This window comes from Nocardiopsis sp. L17-MgMaSL7, assembly GCF_003182025.1.
Classification (GTDB): Bacteria; Actinomycetota; Actinomycetes; order Streptosporangiales; family Streptosporangiaceae; genus Nocardiopsis; species Nocardiopsis prasina.
The window spans coordinates 71,734-91,493 of record NZ_QGTF01000002.1; the positions used below are offsets into that span (position 1 = coordinate 71,734).

The following is a 19,760-nucleotide window of genomic DNA, read 5'->3' on the forward strand; positions in this document are numbered from 1 at the left end:
CCGGGGCGAAGCGGGGCACAGGGGCACCGGACCGAGGCGGAGGGCGGGCTCGCCTAGAACCTCTTGACGATGTCCGCGAGCAGACGGCCGACGGTCGCGGCGGAGTCGCGGCCGGTGGCGAGGACGTCCTCGTGGTCGAGGTTGGCTCCCTCCAGACCGGCGGCGATGTTGGTGACCAGGGACATGCCCAGCACGCGGGCCCCGGCCTCCCGGGCGGCGATGGCCTCGAGGACCGTGGACATGCCGACCAGGTCGGCTCCCATGGCGCGGAGCATGCGGATCTCGGCGGGGGTCTCGAAGTGCGGGCCGGGCATGGCCGCGTACACGCCCTCGGGAAGGTCGGGGTCGACCTCGCGGGCCAGGGCGCGCAGCTCCGGGGTGTAGGTCTCGGTGAGGTCCACGAAGGTCGCGCCGGTCAGCGGGGAGCGCGCGGTCATGTTGAGGTGGTCGGCGATGAGGACCGGGGAGCCCACGGCGTAGTCGGTGTTGATGCCGCCCGCAGCGTTGGTGAGCACGACGGTCCGCGCGCCCGCCGCGACGGCGGTGCGGACGTTGTGCACGACCGCGTCGGTGCCGTGGCCCTCGTACAGGTGGGTGCGGCCGAGGAAGGCGAGCACGTGGCGGTCGCCGTCCACGATGCTCCGCAGGGTGCCGCTGTGCCCCTCCACCGCCGGGGGCAGGAACCCGGGCAGTTCGGAGGTGGCGAACTCGTGCTTGGAGTCGCCGAGCAGGTCGGCGGCGGGCGCCCAGCCGGACCCCATCACCAGGGCCACGTCGTAGCTGTCCACACCGGTGCGTGAACGCAGCTCGGTCGCGGCCTCCTCGGCGGCGGCCTGGGGTGTGCGAGTCACTGGGGTTTCTCCGTTCGTCGGTACCGCTGGTGCGGTGCGGGGTGGGTTCCGGTCTCCAGGGGGCGGGACATCACTTCCTGGGGGCCCGCGCCACCTGGGACGACCGTGCCGGTGAAGTCGAATCCGGAGGCCTTGTAGACGCGCTGCGCCGGTTGGTTGGCCCGGTTGACGCAGAGCACGATCTCCTCGGCGCCCGGAGCGACCTCGTGGGCCAGTCCGTCCAGCAGGGGTGCGGAGCAGGAGGCCCGGCCGACTCCCCGGCCCTGCCATTGTGGCGTGACGTAGTAGGCGCGCAGCAGTACCGCCCGCTCCGGCGCGTCGACCAGCTCCGAGCGCAGGAGCCGGTCCAGCACACCGAACCCCGCGCAGGCGGCCCGCGCCCGGTCGGGGCCGGTCAGCGGCCCCTCCAGGGCGACGATCGCGTACGGGAAGCGTTCGGGGTCGCCGTCGGCGTCGGGCAGGGTCCGTGCGGGCAGCCCGGTGAAGCGCAGCTGCTCGGGCGGCAGGTCGTGTTCGAGGGCGGCGTCCCGGAGCAGGCCGGCCTCGGCCGTCCCCGAGTCCAGCCGCACCAGGCGGACCTGGGAGGTGTCCCAGCGCCCCGCCGCCCTCCTGCGCGACCCCCGCCAGCGCGTCATCGGAGTTCCGGTAGCTGCGGTACGGGGTGGGATCCGGTCTCGACGGGTCGGGTCAGCACGCTCTGCATGCCGTGCTGGCCCGCGTCGTGGCGGCGACCGTTGGGGGTGAACCCGGCCGAACGGTAGGTGCGCTCACCCATGTCGTTGCCGTCGTTGACGCACAGGACGATCTGGGTGGCCGCGGGTGCGATCGCCGCCACCAGGAGGTCGAGCAGCGGGGCGGAGCAGGCGGCGCGGCCGATGCCCTTCCCCTGGTGTTCGAGGGCGATGTAGAAGGCGCGCAGCTGCACGGCGGTCTCCGGGTCGTCGACCAGTTCGCGGAGCTGTCCGGCCCGGTCGACGACTCCGAAGCCGACACAGGCCTCCAGGACGGCGCTCCGGTCGGTCAGGGGCCCGTCGTTGAGGACGACCGCGAAGGGGTGGCGCGCGGGGTCGTCGTCGGCGCGGGGCAGGGTGTGCACCGCCTCGTCGATGAACCGGCGCTGGTCGGGGGCGACCCGCTGGCGGGGCAGGACCTCGCGCAGCAGGGCCACCTCGGGGGTGGTGCGGTCCAGGCGCACCAGGCGCAGCCCGGGGACGCGCACCGGTTCGGGCGCGCGTGATTCGGTGGTTCGGGGCTCGGCCTGCTCGGGGGTGTTCGCTGACACCGTTCCTCCACTCGGCTGTCGGGCCGTTCCCGCCCCCGGAAGGTGGGGGCGGGCCGGACCGTCAGTCTTACACCCCGACCGGATGCCAGACCGTCTTGGTCTCCAGGAAAGGGGTCAACCGGGAGGTCCCGGGGTCGGCGCCGAGCCAGGCGTCCTCCCCGCCGTGGGCCTCCGGTCCGGGGCGCAGCACCCGGGTGAGGGTGGTCGCGGCGGCCCGCTCGAACTCCACCGCGTGCTCCCCGGCCCCCGTGAGGTCCAGGGCGTTGACGTCGGCGTGCGAGGCCAGGTGCGGGCCGATCTCGCCCGCCTTCCCGGTGAGCAGGTTGACCACGCCTCCGGGCAGGTCCGAGGTGGCCAGCACCTCGGCCAGCTCGATCGCGGCCAGCGGCGCGGACTCGGAGGTGACCACCACGGCGGTGTTGCCGGTGGCGATCACCGGGGCGACCACCGAGGTCAGCCCGAGCAGCGGGGCGTGCTGGGGCGCGAACACCGCGACCACACCGGTGGGTTCGGGCGCGGAGTGGTTGTAGAAGGGCCCGGAGACGGGGTTGGCCCCGCCGAGCACCTGGGCGAACTTGTCGGTCCAGCCCGCGTAGTACACCCAGCGGTCCACGGCGGCGGACACGGCGCGGTCGGCGTCGGCCCGGGTCACGTCGCCCGCCTCCACGAGGCGCGCGGCGAACTGTTCGCGGCGCCCCTCCATGACCTCGGCGACCCGGTACAGGATCTGGCCCCGGTTGTACGCGGTGCGCCCGGACCAGCCGCCGAAGGCCTTGCGGGCCGCGACAACGGCGTCCCGGCCGTCCTTGCGGGAGGCCAGGGAGGCGTTGGCCAGGTGGGTGCCGTCGGCTGAGGTCACGGGGTAACTCCTGCCGGACTCCGAGCGGGGGAAGGCCCCGCCCAGGTAGAGCTTGTAGGTCTTGCGGACCGCGAGCCGGGCCGGGACGGGGGTCTGGGACCCGCCGCCGGTGCTCTTCTTCTTGCCGCGACGCTCAGCCAAGGTAGGCCTCCAAACCGTGGCGGCCGCCCTCGCGGCCGTATCCCGACTCCTTGTAGCCGCCGAAGGGGCTGGTCGGGTCGAACTTGTTGAACGTGTTGGACCAGATCACCCCGGCGCGCAGGCGCTCGGCGGTCCAGAGCATGCGGGAGCCCTTCTCGGTCCACACACCGGCCGAGAGCCCGTAGGGGGTGTTGTTGGCCTTGGCCACGGCCTCCTCCGGGGTGCGGAAGGTCAGGACGGACAGCACCGGACCGAAGATCTCCTCGCGGGCCACCCGGTGCGCCTGGCTGACCCCGGTGAGCACGGTGGGCGCGAACCAGTAGCCGCGCTCGGGCAGGTCGCAGGCGGGGGACCAGCGCTCGACGTTCTCCTCGTCGGCGGTGGCCGTGAGTTCGCGGACCCGCTCCAGCTGCGCGGCGGAGTTGATGGCTCCGATGTCGGTGTTCTTGTCCAGCGGGTCACCGAGCCGCAGCTTGGCGATGCGCTCCTTCAGGCGGGGCAGGAACTCGTCCGCGACGGACTCCTGGAGGAGCAGACGCGATCCGGCGCAGCACACGTGGCCCTGGTTGAAGAAGATGCCGGTGACCACGCCCTCCACGGCCTGGTCGATCGCGGCGTCGTCGTAGACGATGTTGGCGCCCTTGCCGCCCAGCTCCAGGGTGACGCGCTTGTCGGTCCCGGCCACGGCGCGGGCGATCTGGCGGCCGACCCCGGTCGACCCGGTGAAGGCGACCTTGTCGGTGCCCGGGTGCTCGACCAGGGCCCGGCCGGTGTCCCCGGCGCCGGTCAGGATGTTGACCACGCCCGGGGGCAGGTCCGCCTCCTGGCAGATCTCCGCGAAGACCAGCGCGCTGAGCGGGGTGGTCTCGGCGGGCTTGAGCACCACGGTGTTGCCGGTGGCCAGGGCCGGGGCGACCTTCCACGCGAGCATGAGGAGCGGGAAGTTCCACGGGATGACCTGGGCCGCCACGCCGAGGGGGCGGGGGTCGGGGCCCAGCCCGGCGTGGGCGAGCTTGTCGGCCCAACCGGCGTAGTAGAAGAAGTGCGCGGCGACCAGCGGGAGGTCGACGTCGCGGGTCTCCTTGATGGGCTTGCCGTTGTCCATCGTCTCCAGGACGGCCAGTTCGCGTGAGCGTTCCTGGATGATCCGGGCGATGCGGAACAGGTACTTGCCGCGTTCGGCGCCGCTCATGCGGCCCCACACGGTGTCGTGGGCCCGGCGGGCGGCGGCGACGGCGCGGTCGACGTCGGCCTCCCCGGCCACGGCCACCCGGGCGAGCTCCTCCTCGTCGGCCGGGTTGAGCGTGGTGAGGTACTCACCGCTCTGGGCCGGGGTGAACTCGCCGTCGACGAACAGGTCGTAGGTCTCGCGCAGGCTGACGACGGAGCGGGACTCCGGTGCGGGCGCGTACTCGAAGATCACGGCTCAGTCCTGCGTGTAGTAGTCGGGGCCCGGGTAGGTGCCGGTGGACAGCCTGGTGCGCTGCATGAGCAGGTCGTTCAGGAGGCTGGAGGCGCCGATCCGGAACAGGTCGGGGGTCAGCCACGCGGGTCCCGCGGTCTCGTTGACCAGGACCAGGTTGCGGAGCGCGTCCTTGGTGTTGCGGATGCCGCCCGCGGGCTTGACGCCGACGCGTCGTCCGGTGGCGGCGTGGTGGTCGCGCACGGCCTCCAGCATGACCAGCGTGACCGGGAGGGTCGCGGCGGGCGACACCTTGCCGGTGGAGGTCTTGACGAAGTCCCCGCCCGCGCGCATGGCCAGGTGGGAGGCGCGGCGGACGTTGTCGTAGGTGACCAGCTCGCCGGTCTCCAGGATGACCTTCAGGTGGGCGTCGCCGCAGGCCTCCTTGACCGCGACGATCTCCTCGTGCACCTTCAGGTAGTCGCCGGAGAGGAAGGCCCCGCGGTCGATGACCATGTCGATCTCGCTGGCGCCGTCGGCGACCGCCCGCCGGGTGTCGGCCAGCTTGACGTCCAGGGGGGCGCGTCCGGCGGGGAAGGCGGTGGCGACCGAGGCCACACCGATCCCGGTGCCGCGCAGCGCCTCCACCGCGACGGCGACCATGTCCGGGTAGACGCAGACGGCGCCCACGTGGGGCACGGTGCGGTCGGTCGGGTCGGGCAGGGCCGCCTTGGCGCACAGGGCCCGGACCTTGCCGGGCGTGTCGGCGCCCTCCAGGGTGGTCAGGTCCACCATGGAGACGGCCAGGTCGATGGCGTGGGCCTTGGCGGTGGTCTTGATGGACCGGGTGGACAGGTCCTGGGCGCGGGCTCGGGCGCCGACCTCGTCGACCCCCGGGAAGCCGTGCAGATAGGCCCGGAGCGCGCGGTTGGTCGTCGCCTCGGGCACGGATGCGGTGTGGGGCACGGGCACCTACAGCTCGTCAGGTCAAGTGGGCTCACTCGACGCGGGGTGGGTGTCCCCCGCCGTCAGGCAGTCACCATAACCCCGGGCCGCTCCGCCGTCAGTCCCCGGCGGGTGCGCGCCCCCAAGGTTGGAGAAGGCTCCAAGGGTGGAGGGCCCCTGAGGTCGTCCTTTTCTCCAACCGTGGGTGCGAAAAGCCCGAAAAACGACGTTTTGGCCGCGCGTGATGGCATGCCCGCTCGGCTTGCGGTCTAGACCGGAGCACTCCACTGAGCGGGGACACCGGGCCCTTCCCCGGCCGTCTCCGCCGGTGCGCGCGACTACCCTGGAGACATGGCGGAGTTCCGGATCAGCAGTGACGACAGGCAGGTCGACCTGCGCAGAATGGCCACCGCGTTGGCCGAGTCGCAGGGGTGGGCACGCGAGGACGTGAGCATCTGGGACAACCGCCGGGGCGAGGTGATCGTGACCATCGACGACTCCCTGTTGCGCAGACCGGAGGCCGACCCCCTGCACCGGCCCCGGCACACCCCGCACGCGGTGCACGACGCCTGCGAGCTGCTGCGCCGGGAGGACACCTCCCTACGCGGGGTGGACTTCGCCGCCCTCAGGAACGAGAGCGCCCGGTTCTTCTCCGCCGGCTGGACCCTGGCCGACCTCCAGCACGCACTGGCCCACCGCCCGGACGGTGTGGACTGGGAGAGCGGCCCGGACTACCGGGGTGCCGCCTGGTTCGCGCACCGGTTGTCGGCGTGGAAGACCCCGGACGGGGACATCCGGCCCTCCCAGTCGCAGGAGTCGGCGCAGCTGCGAGTGATCAGCCGGGCCGGACTGCCGATGGACATCGGCCTGCCCGAGGACACCGAGCTGTCGGCGCGGCCCGTGGCCAGCCCGGCGGTGGCGCGCTCGGCGGCGGACGACGCCCGCCGCCTGATCCGGCAGAACACGCGCACCACCACGGACACCCTGGCGCACCAGGACCGCACCTCCGCGCACATCACCCGGCCGGAGGACCAGCGCTGATCCGGGACCGCGCCCGCGGCGGTCCGCGGGTCGGCCCCGTCAGTCCGCCCGCGGTGCCGCTCCAGGGCCGGGGCCCTGGCCGCCGAGCCCTCCGCCGTCGGACCGGCCGCCCTCCACGAAGCTGACGGCGGCGTCCGCGAAGGAGCCCAGGCCGGTCTCCAGCGGTCCCCGGCCCACGCCCCATCGCCACAGGCTCGCGAAGACCAGCGCCCCGAGGATGAACAGCTCCAGGTACCAGGGGCCGCTCGCGGAGCCGTCCGGGTGCAGGGCCACGATCACCGCGAGGACCAGGATGTGCCCCGAGTAGACGGTCAGGGGCATCCGGCCCACGGACGTCAGCGGGTACAGCAGGCGCGGCAGGCGCTCGGCGAGCAGCATGCACACGACCAGCACGACCAGGGCCTGCCCCACCGCTTCGAGGATCTCGAAGGTCGTGCCCGTGTGCGGGGTGTTCACCGCCAGCCACCACCAGGAGTCGGTGGGCACCTGGCCGCTGATGCTGTGGGCGTGGTCCGTCGTGGCGTAGCGCAGGTCCTCGGCGTACTGCGGATCGAGGGAGCTCAGCGGGCGGCCGTCGAGGAAGGGGTTCTCCGCCTCGGTCAGCCGGTCCAGGCCGCCCAGCGGGTACAGGAGGGCCCAGGAGCCCAGGTAGCCCGAGGCCGCCATGACCGCGCCGCCGACCGCCATCCGGACCCGCACCACGGCGGAGGTCAGGTCCGTGCGGCCCACCGCCATGCCCGCGATCACGAACGCCATGAAGGTGATCGCCGGGTAGTAGCCGGTGAGGAGGAACTCGGTGAACGAGCTGACCGCGCTGGTGCGGATCCCTCCCGGGAAGTACTCCGCGCGCAGCAGGAAGGACACCACCGGGCCGAACAGCGCCAGGGCGGCGGCCGACACCCACAACAGGGCCGCCCGCGCCCGCAGCAGCGGCAGGGCCAGCACGAAGAACCCGGCGTAGTAGGTGAGGATGATCGCCACCGGCACGGCGAACGCGTCCAGGACGAACCCCAGCAGTCCGATCAGCAGGGCGCGGGCCAGGATGCGCACGACCGCCCGGCGCAGCGGATCGCCCCCGACGGGACGGGTGCGTCCGGTCATCAGGGCCAGGGAGACCCCGGCGAGGAAGGCGAAGAGGGCCGAGGAGTTGCCGCGCACGAGGCTGTGCAACTCCCACCCCTGTTCCTCCGGCAGCAGGCCGAAGGAGACGACCCCGAGGTGGACGGCGAACATCCCGAAGACCGCGAGCGCCCGCGCGGCGTCGATGCCGTCGATGCGGCGCCGGTCCGGGGAGGGCGTGCTGGCGGACGGGGAGCGGTCGGATCGGTTCTGTGGCACGTTGTCAGGCTACGCCCGGCTCTGTCCGGCGGCGAGCGAAGGCCACTCCCGGCCACGGGCCCCTGACCGGGCCCGGAGAGGGGGTGTTCCTCCGGGCCCGGTACGAGCGGCGCCGGGCGCCGCCCTCGGGCTCAGTCGTCGACCAGCTCGCTGAAGTGGTCCAGCGCCTCCGGGTTGGACAGCGAGTCCCGGCTGGCCACCTTCCTGGGGTCCTCCCCCATGAGGATGCGCTTGACCGGAACCTCCAGCACCTTGCCGGACAGTGTGCGCGGCACCGACGCGATCACGCGGACCCGGTCGGGCACGTGCCGGGGCGAGCAGTCCGTCCGGATCCGGCGGGCGATCTCCTTGGGCAGGCCGCCCTCCAGGTCGGCCCCCTCGCGCAGCACCGTGAACAGCTCGATGCGGGAGGACCCGTCCTGTTGGGGCACGTCCACGACCAGGGCGTCCACCACGTCGTCCAGGGCCAGGACCGCGCGGTAGATCTCGCTGGTGCCCATGCGGACGCCGCCCCGGTTGATGGTGGAGTCCGAGCGGCCGTAGATGATCGCGGTGCCCCGGTCGGTGATCTCGATCCAGTCACCGTGCCGCCAGATGCCCGGGTAGACGGAGAAGTAGCTGTCCCTGAGCCTCTCGCCGTCGGTGTCGCCCCAGAGGAACACCGGCATGGACGGGGCGGGTTCGGTGACCACGAGTTCCCCGACCTCGCCGACCAGTTCGTTGCCGTCCGGGTCCCAGGAGGCCACGGCCATGCCCAGCCCGCGCGACTGGATCTCGCCCTCGTACACGGGCAGGGTGGGGGTCCCGCCCACCAGACAGCTACAGATGTCCGTGCCGCCGCTGGTGGAGAAGAGCCACAGGTCGTCGCCGAACTCCTCGTAGACCCAGGTGAACGCCTCGGGGCTGAGCGGGGAGCCGGTGGATCCGATCGCCTTGAGCGCGGACAGGTCGCGGCCCCGCGTGGGGTGCACGCCCTCCTTCATGCAGGAGGACAGGTACCCCGCGCTGGTACCGAAGACCGTCACCCCCGCTTCGGCGGCCAGGTCCCACAGGGAGCCCAGGTCGGGCGAGGCGGGGCCCGCGGCCTGCGGCGCCCCGGCGTCGTCCGCGGACGGTGACGGGTGGGCGGGGCTGCCGTCGTACAGCACGATGGAGGCCCTGGTCAGGAGCACGCTGACCAGGAAGTTCCACATCATCCAGCCGGTCGTGGTGAACCAGAGGACCCGGTCGTGCGACTGGGCGTCCAGGTGCAGGTTCAGGTTCTTGAGCTGTTCGAGGAGGATGCCGCCGTGCCCCTGGACGATCGCCTTGGGCAGACCGGTGGTCCCCGAGGAGTACAGGACCCACAGGGGGTGGTCGAACGGGACCGGGGTGAAGGTGAGTTCGGCGCCCGCCCCGCTCTCGGTGAGACGGTCCCACGGCAGCGTGCCGTCGAGGGCGGCCCCGGGGCTCAGGTAGTCGAGGAGGACGGTGTGCTCGACGGTGGGGAGCGCGGCGCGCAGCTCCTCCACGACCGGACGCCGGTCGAAGTCCTTGCCCGCGTACCGGTAGCCGTCGACGGCGAGCAGGACCTTGGGTTCGATCTGGGCGAAGCGGTCGATCACGCTGCGCACGCCGAAGTCGGGCGAGCAGGAGGACCAGATCGCGCCGAGGGAGGCGACAGCGTAGAACGCGGCGGCGGTCTCGGGCAGGTTGGGCAGGTAGGCGGCCACCCGGTCGCCCTTCCCCACCCCGAGCTCACGGAGCCCGGCGGCGATCGCGGCGGTGCGCTCGCGCAGGTCGCCCCAGGTCCAGGAGCCGAGCGCGCGGAGTTCGGTGGCGTGGCGGATGGCGACCTCACCGGGGTCGCGTCCCTCGAAGACGTGCTCGGCGTAGTTGAGCGTGGCGCCGGGGAACCAGCGGGCGCCGGGCATGCTCCGGTCGGCCAGGACCCGCTCGTACGGAGTGGCGGAGCGGACGCCGAAGTACTCCCAGACGGACGCCCAGAACCCGTCGACGTCGGTGACCGACCAGCGCCACAGGGCGTCGTAGTCGAAGTCCGGGGCGGCGGTGGAGGCGCCCTCGCCGAAGGCCCTGACGCCCTGTTCACGCTCGGCCCACCGGGCGAACGCGACGATGTTGGAGGACTCGATCCGGTCCTCACCGGGCTCCCAGAGCACACGGGGCACGCTGCTCTCCGTCATTGAAGGCCTTCCCAATCGCGTCGCTGTGTGTTGCTGTGAGACACATCTAACAGCACACCATCATCGGCGCCACGGGCCGGTCCGGCCTAACGGCTGCGCGAGGCGGGCACGAAGTACGCAGGTCACCGCTGGGGAGCACCAGCGTGGCCCGCCCACCCCCGAAGCGTGTCATTGGGTGGGCGGGCCACGTTGACCGCGTCGGGGGACGGGGTTCAGCCGAGTCGGCGTACGGCGGCGACGGCGTCCGTCGGGGTGTCGACGACGAGGGCGCCCGTGGCCTCCAGGCGCTCGCGGGCCATCAGCCCGCTGGCGACCAGGACGGTCTGGGCCCCGGCCTCACGGGCCGCGCGGGCGTCGTCGTCGATGTCGCCGATGAGGACGACGCGCGCGGGGTCCAGGCCCTGCTGCTCCAGGTGGTGGACGAGGTGTTCGGCCTTGGAGTCGTGCTCGGTGTCGAACTTGCGTCCGTCGACCCGCGTGAAGTGGTCGTTCAGCCCGCGTTCGGTGATGAGCGGCACCAGGTGGTCGTGGGTGGCCATGGACAGCAGGGACTGGGTCCGGCCGCTCCCGGCCCACTGGAGCAGGACGTCAGGAACGCCCGCGGCCAGCTCACAGGTGTGCAGGTACTCCAGGTAGCTGCTGTCGTAGAGCTTCTCGATGCGCTCCCACTCCTCGGCGGAGAGGCTCCGGCCGAGGAGCTCCTCGTAGCAGGGGATGAGGGGGCGGCGGAAGACGGTGCGCCAGTGGTCCATCTCGACCGGCTCACGGCCGAACTGGGCGCACACCGCGTTGACGGCCGCCAGGTTGGCGTGGTTGTCGTCCAGGAGGGTGCCGTTCCAGTCCCAGACGATGTGGTGGGTGTTCGGATTCGCGGAAGTCATCTCAGCCATTGGGAGCACTGTACGACCCCCCGACCCGTCACCGATATGCGTTTTCCGCCACCCCGGCCGCGTCGGCGCTGGCCAGAGTGGGAGTCACTGCCGGTCCTGGTCTGCGCGCCCCGGTGGGGAGTGGGCACCGGTCCCGGTCCCGTTCCGTCGCGCCGCTCGTTCGGCCCTGCGCTGTTCCCGCGCCCTGCGGCCCTTGCGCGCCGCCCACACGCCGAGCACCACCATCAGCGGGAACACCACCACGATGAGAACGGGCAGCAGCACCGCCATCAGCGCGGTGAGGAAGCTGGCGACGTCCTCCAGGAAGGAGACCACCGGAGCGCCCAGGCCGAGTGTGAGGGTGTTGACCACCGGGCGGGCCAGCGCCTTGGCCAGATGGAAGAGCAGGGCGATCACGACCCCGACGATCACCGCTCCCCAGGCGATGCCGCCAGCGGTGGTCGCCATGCCCGAGGCCTCGCCGGAGATCTCGGTGATCTCGGAGAGTTGGACCGCCGAGGCACCGGCGCCGAAGGTGATCCCGCCCGAGGTGGGCCGGATGACGGTCTGCACCACGTCGTTGACGCTGTCGAGTGCGGGCACCTTGTCGGCCACGAACTCGACGACGAGCAGCACGCCGAGGCAGACGAGCGTGGCTGGGTGCTCCAGCCAGGCCCAGGCGGGGGTGAGCGGGATGATCTCGGTGTAGCGGGCCAGCAGCCCGATCACCAGCAGGGGGACGTAGGCGTTGAGACCGGCGGCCGAGGCCAGGCCGAGGCCGGTGAGGGAAGCGAACAAGGGATTCCTCCGTGCGCGCCGGACAGGGGCGGTGCCGGTCCGGGTGCGTGGACCGGCACCGACTCTTCTGTGACGCCGGTGGAGGGCCGCTGGTTGCGTGCTCCTGCTCGGCTACTGCCGGTAGTTCCTCACCTCGGAGACGGGCCGGACGCGGGCCTCCTCGGGGTCCTGGTCGTACTCGCTGCGGGCCCGGCGCTGACGGAGGAGGTCCCAGCACTGGTCGAGGGACTCCTGGACCTCCCTCATCCGGCTCCGTTCCTCCGGGTCGAGTCCTCCCTGGGTGGAGCGGAGCGCGTGCTCCTCGTCCATCAGGCCGCGGATGGTCGTCATGATGTCCTGCTCGGGGTTGTCGCTCATACCGTCATGGTCCGCGCGGCTCCGGGACCGGGGCAAGAGTCCCGGTCCCGGGATTGCCCAGGTCAGACCGAACGTTTACGCGCGGCCACGCGGGCTGCCCCGGGGGACTCCGTGGGCGACGCGGTCGGCGACCGGGGAGGCGACCGCGCCGCCCGCGCTCGGCGTGGGCTCGTCGAGTGGGGCGGGGCCGCTGCGGACCACCCCTCCGCCGTACACACGGGTCCGGCGCGAGCAGCCCCCAGACCGAGGACGCGTAGAACGGGACCCTCGACGGCCGCTGACGGCGGGGCGGCCGACCCCCGCGGTCTGGGAAACTTCTCGTACGGCCTGGTTGGTGACAAATGGTTCGCCGGTCGACGGCCGGAAGCGCGGAATAGACCGCGAAGCTCCCCGCTTGAATACCTTGAGGGGGTATTGTTATGGCAGCTGAGCAGGAACGACACGGAGACGGTGGCATGGCGGCGAACCACGGTTACAGCGACGACAAGCAGAGCCACATCAACCGGCTCCGCCGTATCGAGGGGCAGATCCGGGGTCTCCAGCGGATGGTCGAGGACGACCAGTACTGCATCGACATCCTCACCCAGACCTCCGCGGTCAACAAGGCGCTGCGCTCCTTCGCCCTGTCCATGCTGGACGAGCACCTCAAGCACTGCGTGGCGCACGCCGTGGCCAACGGCGGCGACGAGGCCGACGAGAAGGTGCGCGAGGCCTCCGACGCGATCGCCCGCCTGGTCCGCTCCTGACCGACGGGACCGCCGCGACCGGTCCCGGCCATCCGTCCTCCCGCGCCCACACCAGGGCTAACGTACCGGTATGCCCCCCGAAGACCCCCCTGAACGCACCTTCGACGAAACCTCCGCCGACCACCGGGCCACCGAGGAGAACGGGCTCGCCCGCACGCTGGAACGCCGCCTGGCGCTGCCGGTCCTGCTCTGCGCGGTGGTCTCCGTCCCGGCGGTCTTCCTCGGCATGTGGGGCGAGGACCGGTGGGCAGAGCTCGGGCACCGGGTCAACTGGCTGGCCGGGCTGGTCCTGTGGGCCGAGTGGATCCTGCTCATCGCGCTGGCCGAGAACAAGCTCGGCTGGCTGCGCACCCACAAGTGGAGCACGTTCGTGGCGGCGGTGACGCTGCCCGCCGTGGTCTTCGCACTCGGGCCCGCCCAGGTCCTGCGCCTGCTGCGCGCGGCCGGAACCCTGCGCCTGCTCCGTGTCACCCGGATCGTCGAGGCCGGCGGGGTGCTGCGCCGCCGGTTGGGACTGACCGGGACACGCGGGACGGTGGTGGCCGCGGCCACCACCGTCCTGTCCGCCGTCTTCGTCGCAGCGGTCCTGGCCGATCCGACCTCGACCAGCCGCCGGTACGCCGAGTCCCTGGTTTCGGGGACGGGGACCTGGCTCGTCATCCTGGCGGTCGTGGTCCTCACGGGCGCCACCGCCCTCGTGGTCGTCCGCCGCTGGCGCCGGTCCCGCACCCCCTCCCCCAACGGGGGCGCGGATCAGTCCTCGCCGTAGCGCTCCCGTTCGTTGTCGAGAAGGCGGGCGCCCTCGGAACGGGACGTCCCCGCGTCCAGGTAGTCGACGGCCTCGTTGGCCACGAACGACGACGGCCGGCCGTCGTCGGCGAACCCCATCCGGGACACCTCACTGCCAAGGAAGGCGCGGATGCCCCAGTTCGCGACGATACGGGCTCGCGCGGTCCCGGACGGGACCGAGGCCACGTGGTAGCCGCGCGTGGCCGCCAGCGCGGGCAGACCGCTGAGGTCGAACTGCATGATCCGGGCCAGCGCGTCGCGCCCGCTCAGGTCCACGACCAGGCCCATGTCGTGGTGGCGGAACTCCTTCAGCGGCCGCCCGAGCACCGAGTTCACGACGTTCTCGGCCGCTGTGGAGGCCTGCCGGCTGGCGTACTGGGCGGTGGGCGGGCAGTAGGCGCTGTCGGTGTGCGAGAGGTTGGGCACCGCTGCGGCGTCACCGATCGCGAACACGTCGGGCTGGCCGGGTACGGCCAGGTCGGTGCCGACCTCCAGGCGCCCGGCCTGGGTCGGTTTGCCAAGGGTCTCCATCAGCGGGCTGGGCGTGATGCCCGCCGTCCAGATGAGGGTGCGGCAAGGGAGGGCTCGGCCGTCGGTGAGCACCACCTTGTCTGCGGTCACCTCGCGGACGCTGACCTTCATCTTCACCTCGATCCCGAGGTTGCGGAGCAGGTCGACGGCCTTGCGGCCGAGCCGGTCGCCGAGCTGGGGCAGGACCTTCGGAGCGATGTCGACGAGGTGCCAGCGGATGACCGAGCGGAGTTCGGGGTAGCGCTGGGCGGCCTCCTGGCAGAGCCGCATGAGCGAGGCCGCGGTCTCCACCCCGGTGTAGCCGCCACCGACCACGACGAACCGGCAGCGCTCCTCCCGCTCGACCGGGTCGCGCGAGTCGTTGGCCAGTTCCAGCTGGGAGAGGACGTGGTCGCGCAGCAGCACCGCCTCCGCGAGGGTCTTGGCACCGTAGGCGTGCTCGGTGAGCCCGGGGATGTCGAACTCCCGGGTCATGGAGCCCGGGGCGAGGACGAGCCGGTCGTAACGGCAGGGTGCGAGCTCACCGGTGGGCCTGCGCACCACCACCGTGCGGTGGCGGGTGTCCACCCCGACGGCGTGCCCGGGGACGAGCCGGGTCTGCTTGGTGAGCCGGTGCACCGACATGACGACCGACTGCGGGGTGAGCAGACCGGAGGCCACCTGCGGCAGCAGCGGGCTGTAGAGCATGTAGTCGTGTGGTGCCACGAGGGCGATGTCCGCCGCTCCCGCGGGAATGCGTCGTTCCAGGTGACGGATGGTGTGAAATCCACCGAAACCCGATCCGACCACCACGATTCGAGGCCGAGACATAGGTACACCGCTCCTTCTTCGGGTCGGGGGCGGGACGCCTGACGCGTCTGTGGGCCGTCGATCGCGGGCGTACCCACTTCACCGCTGCCGAATGTACGGGCGAGGCGGTGGTTTCCCCTCACTCCCACACGAGTCGTTCCGGGGACTTTGTCCGCCATTGGCACACGGCCCGAAAGACATACGGTGACTTCACGGGGGCGAAACCCGCTCTTGGTGTCCTGAACCTGAGACTAGATGACTATGTGTGGTCATGCACTTACGGAACGTGCTGACCCGTGTCACAGAGAGGGGTAAGGAACGCATATGCGTGCCTTCACCAGGATCACCACCGCCGCTGTACTGGCCGGGGGAATGACCTTCGTCGGCGTCGGAGCGGCCCAGGCCGACCCGAAGGACGAGGTCGCCCAGCCGGTGGGGGAGGTCTCCCAGCCCGCAGGTGAGGTCGCCCAGCCCGCCGAGGAGGCCGCGCAGCCCGCGGAGGAGGCCACCGGCTCCGTCGAGAACCTCTCGCCCGAGGCCGAGGCCCTGCTCGCGAACCCCCAGGTCCAGGAGATCCTGGCCGACGAGGAGGCCGTCGCGCTGCTCAGCGACGCCGACTCCCTGAAGTCGCTCCAGGCGCTCATGGAACTGGAGGACCCGACCGCGGCCCTGGCGGCGCTCGAGCTCCCGGTCGCCACCGAGAACCTTCCCGTCAGCGCGGAGGAGGCCCCGGTCGCCACCGACGAGGTCACCGGCCAGCTCCCGGCCGAGGCCCCGGACACCGGCGACGTCACCCAGCCGGTGGAGGACGTCGTGGGCGGCGTCGGCCTCAGGTAGGACCGGTTCGCACGTGAGGGGGGCGGGTGATCGTGGCCACCCGCCCCCTTCCGTCTGCCGTCCCGGCCCCGGAGGGTCAGCTCCGGTTGACCCCCTCGGCCACACGGGCGCCGATCCCGGGATCGATGTCGCTCCAGTACTTCAGGGCGCGCTGGAGGATCCCCTCGTCGGTGACCGCGCTCACGTGGCCCACGATGTTGGAGACCAGCCGGGCACGAGCGGCGTCGTCCATGACGTCGCGGATCAGCGCGCGCGGCTGGGAGACGTTGTCGTCGTCCTCGCGCAGCCGGTAGGCCTCCCGCAGGAGTTCGGAGGCCTCCACCTTCCACCCGGCCTCCTCCACGCCCTCCTGGCGCGCGGCGTCGGGGCCGCCGTAGGAGTTGGGGTGGTAGACCTGCCCGGTGTCCGGGGCGTAGTGGCGCATCGCCCCGTCCTTGCCGTAGGAGCGCACCGGCGCGTGGGGACGGTTGGGCGGGAGTTCGTCGTAGTTGACCCCGATCCGGTAGCGGTGGGTGTCGGGGTAGGAGAACATGCGGCCCAGCAGCATCTTGTCCGGGGAGGCGCCGGTGCCCGGCACCATGTTGGACGGCTCGAAGGCGGCCTGTTCGATGTGGATGAAGTGGTTGTCCGGGTTGCGGTCCAGGGTCATCCGCCCGACCTCGATCAGCGGGTAGTCGCCCTTGGGCCACACCTTGGTGAGGTCGAAGGGGTTGTACCGGTAGCCCGCCGCCTCGTCGATGGGCATGATCTGCATGCTCAGCGTCCACGACGGGTGGTCCCCGCGTTCGATCGCCTCGAACAGGTCGCGGCGGTGGTGGTCGGCGTCCTCACCGGCCACGCGGTCCGACTCCTCCTGGGTGAGGAAGTCGTTGCCCTGGTCGGTGCGGAAGTGGTACTTGACCCAGAACCGCTGCCCCTTGGCATTGATCCACTGGTACGTGTGCGAGCTGAACCCGTCCATGTTGCGCCAGGTCCTCGGAACGCCCCGGTCACCCATCAGCCAGGTCACCTGGTGCGAGGTCTCCGGCGACAGCGACCAGAAGTCCCACTGCATGGTGTTGTCGCGCAGGCCCGTGCGGGGGTCGCGCTTCTGGGAGCGGATGAAGTCCTGGAACTTCTGGGGGTCCCGCACGAAGAAGACCGGCGTGTTGTTGCCGACCATGTCGAAGTTGCCCTCGCGCGTGTAGAACTTGAGCGCGAACCCGCGCGGGTCGCGCCAGGTGTCGGGGCTGCCCATCTCCCCGGCCACCGTGGAGAAGCGGGCCAGCATCGGGGTTCGACGCCCCGGTTGGAAGAGGTCGGCGCAGGTGTACTCGCTGACGTCGTTGGTCACCTGGAACGTGCCATAGGCACCGCTGCCCTTGGCGTGCACCACCCGTTCGGGCACTCGCTCACGGTTGAAGTGGGCCATCTTCTCGACGAGGTAGGCGTCGTGGAGGACGATGGGGCCGTCGCTGCCCACAGTCAGTGAGTGTTCGTCGCTGGGTGCGGGGATACCCGCGTTGGTGGTGGTGCGCTCGGACTCCGGTCGCTTGTCGACCATGAACGATCCCCCTTGTGGAAGTGGACGCGCGCGTCCCGGATGTCGGTCCGGGAGACTCGTGCGCGGGCCTACCCACGTGAGGGTCAAGCCATGTACCTGCGGGTTTCAACTCGGCTTTGGCGCGGGGTCCTCGGCGAGCAGGGCGGCGGATCCCATCCGCAGCAGCAGGGCGGACATCGCGCCCCGGGACAGCGGGCCCCGGCTGTGCGGGGTGGAGTTGAGCAGACCGAACGCGGCGTGCACCGAGGCCCGCAGGTCGGCGCGCGGGGACCCCGGGCGGAGTTCGACGAGGACGGTCACCCACTCCTCCACGTAACCGCGCTGGAGGCGGCGGACCCGGCGGCGGTCGTCGTCGGTGAGGTTGACCAGTTCGCGGTCGTGCACGGTGATGAGGTCGGGTTCCCCGAGGGAGAACTCGATGTGCCCGCGCAGCAGGGCCTCCAGGGCCTCCTCGGGGCCGTCCGCGCCGGTGACGAGCTCGCGTCCCCGACTGGCGAGGCGTTCGCTGATGTCCACGAGGACCTCGCCGAGCAGCGCCTCCTTACCGGGGAAGTGCCGGTAGAGGGCGGGCCCCGTGGTGCCCACGGCGCGCCCGAGGTCGTCGATGGTCACACCCCGGTAGCCGTGCGCGGCGAAGAGCCGGGCCGCCGCACCCAGGATCGCCGTTCTCCGCTCGCCCGTGGGCCGCTGACCCTGGGGTGCCGTCGCCATCCGTCCGCCTCTCGCCGCCCGTCCGCGTGGTCCGCGCCACCCGGACCCTGGACACCCATGTTAGTAGTTACTAACATCACCTCTGTTAGTGAGCATTAACATCCCTCCACGAGAGGACACCATGAGCAGGGCACCTGTGCTCGGTTCGGCGGTAGACACCGCCGGGCCCGCGTTCGCCGCCAACGACGCCGCGAACCGCGCGCTCTCGCTGGAGCTGCGGGAGCGGATCGCGACCGCGGCCCTCGGCGGCCCCGAGAAGACCAGAGCGCGTCACGTCGAGCGCGGCAAGCTCCTCCCCCGCGACCGCGTCGACCTCCTCCTGGACCCCGGTTCCCCGTTCCTGGAGATCGCCCCGCTGGCCGCCTACGGCCTCTACGGAAGGGACGGCCAGGACGCCCCCGGGGCCGGGATGATCGCCGGGATCGGCCGCGTGGCCGGGCGTGCCACCGTGGTGGTGGCCAACGACGCCACCGTCAAGGGCGGCAGCTACTACCCGATGACGGTCAAGAAGCACCTGCGCGCCCAGGAGGTGGCGCTGCACAACCGCCTCCCCTGCGTGTACCTGGCCGACTCCGGTGGCGCGTTCCTGCCCATGCAGGACGACGTCTTCCCCGACCGCGAGCACTTCGGCCGCATCTTCTACAACCAGGCCACCATGTCCCGGGCGGGCATCCCGCAGATCGCGGCGGTCCTGGGCTCGTGCACGGCGGGCGGCGCCTACGTCCCGGCGATGAGCGACGAGGCGGTGATCGTCCGCGAGCAGGGCACCATCTTCCTCGGTGGCCCGCCCCTGGTGAAGGCGGCCACCGGCGAGGTCGTCACCGCCGAGGAGCTGGGCGGCGGCGACCTGCACTCGCGGGTCTCCGGGGTCACCGACCACCTCGCCGACGACGACGCCGACGCCCTCACCAAGGTGCGGCGGATCGTCGACACCCTGGGCCCGCTGGACCCCCCGGCCTGGGAGACCCGCGAACCCCGCCCGCCGGCGCTGGACCCCGAGGAGCTCTACGGTGTGGTCCCCGCTGACACCCGCACCCCCTACGACGTGCGCGAGGTCATCGGCCGCGTCGTGGACGGCAGCGAGTTCACCGAGTTCAAGTCCGAATACGGCACCACCCTGGTCACCGGGTTCGCACGCGTCAACGGGCACCCGGTGGGAATCGTCGCCAACAACGGCATCCTGTTCGCCGAGTCCGCCCTCAAGGGCGCGCACTTCATCGAACTGTGCGACCGGCGTTCCATCCCGCTGGTCTTCCTCCAGAACATCTCCGGGTTCATGGTCGGCCGCGACTACGAGGCGGGCGGCATCGCCAAGCACGGCGCCAAGATGGTCACCGCCGTGGCCTGTGCCCGTGTCCCGAAGTTCACCGTGGTGATCGGCGGGTCCTTCGGCGCGGGCAACTACTCCATGTGCGGCCGCGCGTACTCGCCCCGCTTCCTGTGGATGTGGCCCAACGCCCGCATCTCCGTCATGGGCGGGGAACAGGCCGCGTCGGTGCTGTCCACCGTGCGCCGCGACCAGATGACGGCGCGCGGCGAGGAGTGGTCGGCCGTGGACGAGGAGGCCTTCAAGGCGCCCATCCGCGACCAGTACGAGGAACAGGGCAGCCCGTACTACTCCACCGCGCGCCTGTGGGACGACGGCGTCATCGACCCCGCCGACACCCGCGACGTGCTCGCCATGGCCCTGTCCGCCGCCCGCCACGCGCCCCTGGAGCCGGTCGGCTACGGCGTCTTCCGGATGTGAG

The 19,760-nt window shown here is 71.7% G+C and carries 19 protein-coding genes; 5 read left to right on the forward strand and 14 right to left on the reverse strand.

What is annotated here, in order from left to right:
* Positions 1 to 53: 53 nt before the first annotated feature.
* The 6 genes from BDW27_RS02965 to deoC form a co-directional block, all read right to left on the reverse strand.
* On the reverse strand, positions 54 to 851 hold the full coding sequence (locus BDW27_RS02965; RefSeq protein WP_017546761.1) for a purine-nucleoside phosphorylase: 798 nt from the start codon (positions 849 to 851) through the stop codon (positions 54 to 56).
* Positions 848 to 1,486: a GNAT family N-acetyltransferase gene (locus tag BDW27_RS02970; RefSeq protein WP_110048136.1), complete on the reverse strand. Its 639-nt coding sequence runs from the start codon at positions 1,484 to 1,486 to the stop codon at positions 848 to 850. Before BDW27_RS02970 ends, BDW27_RS02965 begins: the two co-directional genes overlap by 4 nt.
* Positions 1,483 to 2,133, reverse strand: a complete 651-nt coding sequence (locus BDW27_RS02975) for a GNAT family N-acetyltransferase (protein WP_110048137.1) — start codon at positions 2,131 to 2,133, stop codon at positions 1,483 to 1,485. The genes BDW27_RS02970 and BDW27_RS02975 overlap by 4 nt, the downstream gene beginning before the upstream one ends.
* A 67-nt stretch (positions 2,134 to 2,200) precedes the next feature.
* The gene (locus tag BDW27_RS02980) at positions 2,201 to 3,133 is read right to left on the reverse strand and encodes an aldehyde dehydrogenase (protein WP_110048138.1); all 933 of its coding nucleotides are present in this window, start codon (positions 3,131 to 3,133) and stop codon (positions 2,201 to 2,203) included.
* Positions 3,126 to 4,556 carry an aldehyde dehydrogenase family protein gene (locus BDW27_RS02985; RefSeq protein WP_017546765.1) on the reverse strand — a complete coding sequence of 477 codons (1,431 nt, stop codon included), beginning with the start codon at positions 4,554 to 4,556 and terminating at the stop codon, positions 3,126 to 3,128. The genes BDW27_RS02980 and BDW27_RS02985 overlap by 8 nt, the downstream gene beginning before the upstream one ends.
* 3 nt (positions 4,557 to 4,559) lie before the next feature.
* Entirely contained in the window at positions 4,560 to 5,507 is a 948-nt protein-coding gene (deoC, locus tag BDW27_RS02990) for a deoxyribose-phosphate aldolase (RefSeq protein ID WP_110048139.1), read from the reverse strand.
* A 324-nt stretch (positions 5,508 to 5,831) separates the two neighbouring features.
* Here deoC and BDW27_RS02995 point away from each other — a divergent pair, with 324 nt between their 5' ends.
* Complete coding sequence (locus BDW27_RS02995; RefSeq protein WP_017546767.1) at positions 5,832 to 6,521, forward strand: hypothetical protein; 690 nt, start codon at positions 5,832 to 5,834, stop codon at positions 6,519 to 6,521.
* Positions 6,522 to 6,560: 39 nt separating this feature from the next.
* On the opposite strand, the gene BDW27_RS03000 is transcribed toward BDW27_RS02995, so the two are convergent.
* The 5 genes from BDW27_RS03000 to BDW27_RS03020 form a co-directional block, all read right to left on the reverse strand.
* Positions 6,561 to 7,859 (reverse strand): heparan-alpha-glucosaminide N-acetyltransferase domain-containing protein, encoded by a 1,299-nt coding sequence (locus BDW27_RS03000; protein WP_110048140.1) that lies wholly within the window; start codon positions 7,857 to 7,859, stop codon positions 6,561 to 6,563.
* 131 nt (positions 7,860 to 7,990) lie between these two features.
* Positions 7,991 to 10,042: an acetoacetate--CoA ligase gene (locus tag BDW27_RS03005; RefSeq protein ID WP_110048141.1), complete on the reverse strand. Its 2,052-nt coding sequence runs from the start codon at positions 10,040 to 10,042 to the stop codon at positions 7,991 to 7,993.
* Between the two features lie 212 nt (positions 10,043 to 10,254).
* Positions 10,255 to 10,932: an HAD family hydrolase gene (locus BDW27_RS03010; RefSeq protein ID WP_110048142.1), complete on the reverse strand. Its 678-nt coding sequence runs from the start codon at positions 10,930 to 10,932 to the stop codon at positions 10,255 to 10,257.
* 84 nt (positions 10,933 to 11,016) lie between these two features.
* Positions 11,017 to 11,709, reverse strand: a complete 693-nt coding sequence (locus BDW27_RS03015; RefSeq protein ID WP_110048143.1) for a DUF4126 domain-containing protein — start codon at positions 11,707 to 11,709, stop codon at positions 11,017 to 11,019.
* A 111-nt stretch (positions 11,710 to 11,820) separates the two neighbouring features.
* Positions 11,821 to 12,066 (reverse strand): DUF2630 family protein, encoded by a 246-nt coding sequence (locus BDW27_RS03020; protein ID WP_110048144.1) that lies wholly within the window; start codon positions 12,064 to 12,066, stop codon positions 11,821 to 11,823.
* A 455-nt stretch (positions 12,067 to 12,521) separates the two neighbouring features.
* On the opposite strand from BDW27_RS03020, the gene BDW27_RS03025 reads away from it, so the two are divergent.
* Together BDW27_RS03025 and BDW27_RS03030 are read left to right on the forward strand one after the other, a co-directional pair.
* Positions 12,522 to 12,812 carry a metal-sensitive transcriptional regulator gene (locus tag BDW27_RS03025; protein WP_017546773.1) on the forward strand — a complete coding sequence of 97 codons (291 nt, stop codon included), beginning with the start codon at positions 12,522 to 12,524 and terminating at the stop codon, positions 12,810 to 12,812.
* 70 nt (positions 12,813 to 12,882) lie between these two features.
* Positions 12,883 to 13,581 (forward strand): metal-sensitive transcriptional repressor family protein, encoded by a 699-nt coding sequence (locus BDW27_RS03030; protein WP_110048145.1) that lies wholly within the window; start codon positions 12,883 to 12,885, stop codon positions 13,579 to 13,581.
* On the opposite strand, the gene BDW27_RS03035 is transcribed toward BDW27_RS03030, so the two are convergent.
* A complete protein-coding gene (locus BDW27_RS03035) occupies positions 13,566 to 14,942 on the reverse strand; it encodes an NAD(P)/FAD-dependent oxidoreductase (protein WP_040694821.1) in 1,377 nt (458 codons plus the stop codon). The genes BDW27_RS03030 and BDW27_RS03035 overlap by 16 nt on opposite strands.
* A gap of 303 nt (positions 14,943 to 15,245) precedes the next feature.
* Here BDW27_RS03035 and BDW27_RS03040 point away from each other — a divergent pair, with 303 nt between their 5' ends.
* Positions 15,246 to 15,758, forward strand: coding sequence for a hypothetical protein (locus BDW27_RS03040; protein WP_110048146.1), 513 nt, complete (start codon positions 15,246 to 15,248; stop codon positions 15,756 to 15,758).
* A 76-nt stretch (positions 15,759 to 15,834) separates the two neighbouring features.
* Here the strand turns inward: BDW27_RS03040 and BDW27_RS03045 are convergent, their stop codons facing one another.
* Together BDW27_RS03045 and BDW27_RS03050 are read right to left on the reverse strand one after the other, a co-directional pair.
* Positions 15,835 to 17,301 carry a catalase gene (locus BDW27_RS03045; RefSeq protein ID WP_110048147.1) on the reverse strand — a complete coding sequence of 489 codons (1,467 nt, stop codon included), beginning with the start codon at positions 17,299 to 17,301 and terminating at the stop codon, positions 15,835 to 15,837.
* A 105-nt stretch (positions 17,302 to 17,406) separates the two neighbouring features.
* Complete coding sequence (locus BDW27_RS03050) at positions 17,407 to 18,012, reverse strand: TetR/AcrR family transcriptional regulator (RefSeq protein ID WP_017546778.1); 606 nt, start codon at positions 18,010 to 18,012, stop codon at positions 17,407 to 17,409.
* Between the two features lie 121 nt (positions 18,013 to 18,133).
* On the opposite strand from BDW27_RS03050, the gene BDW27_RS03055 reads away from it, so the two are divergent.
* On the forward strand, positions 18,134 to 19,759 hold the full coding sequence (locus BDW27_RS03055) for a carboxyl transferase domain-containing protein (protein WP_370446412.1): 1,626 nt from the start codon (positions 18,134 to 18,136) through the stop codon (positions 19,757 to 19,759).
* The last annotated feature ends 1 nt before the right edge of the window (position 19,760 follow it).